1 protein-coding gene is annotated in these 738 nt (G+C 55.8%); it reads left to right on the top strand.

Going from position 1 to position 738, the window contains the following annotated elements:
• Nucleotides 1-738 (top strand): acyl-CoA carboxylase subunit beta (locus ACR0E6_RS22195; protein WP_480587439.1); only part of this gene is annotated, 738 nt, incomplete at both ends.

Here is a 738-nt window from a genome sequence, read left to right on the forward strand (position 1 = left end):
CGTGACGAATGAGGTCGTTACAGCTGAGGAACTGGGTGGAGCTTCTACGCATACCAAAAAGTCTTCGGTCGCGGATGGCGCTTTTGAAAACGATGTCGAAGCTTTGGCCGAGGTGCGCCGACTGGTCGACTTCCTGCCGCTCAACAACCAGGAAAAACCTCCGGTGCGGCCTTTCTTTGACGATCCCAACCGTGTCGAAACCTCATTGGATACATTGGTACCGGACAATCCAAACACACCGTACGACATGAAGGAACTGATCACGAAGATTGCGGATGAAGGCGATTTCTACGAGATTCAGGAAGACTTCGCCAAGAACATCGTCACTGGCTTCATCCGTCTGGAAGGACAGACTGTGGGTGTTGTGGCGAACCAGCCCATGGTTCTGGCTGGGTGTCTGGATATCGACAGCTCACGCAAGGCGGCGCGTTTCGTGCGCTTCTGCGACTGTTTCGAGATCCCGATTCTGACGCTGGTGGACGTGCCCGGCTTCTTGCCTGGGACGCAGCAGGAATATAGCGGTGTGATCAAGCATGGTGCCAAGTTGCTTTATGCATACGGTGAAGCGACCGTGCCGAAAGTGACGGTTATCACCCGTAAGGCCTATGGTGGTGCTTATGTTGTGATGGCATCGAAGCACCTGGGGGGCGATTTCAACTATGCGTGGCCCACCGCCGAGATCGCGGTGATGGGTGCGAAAGGCGCGACCGAGATCATCCACCGCGCTGACCTCGGCGA

The organism is Ruegeria sp. AP12, assembly GCF_056540025.1.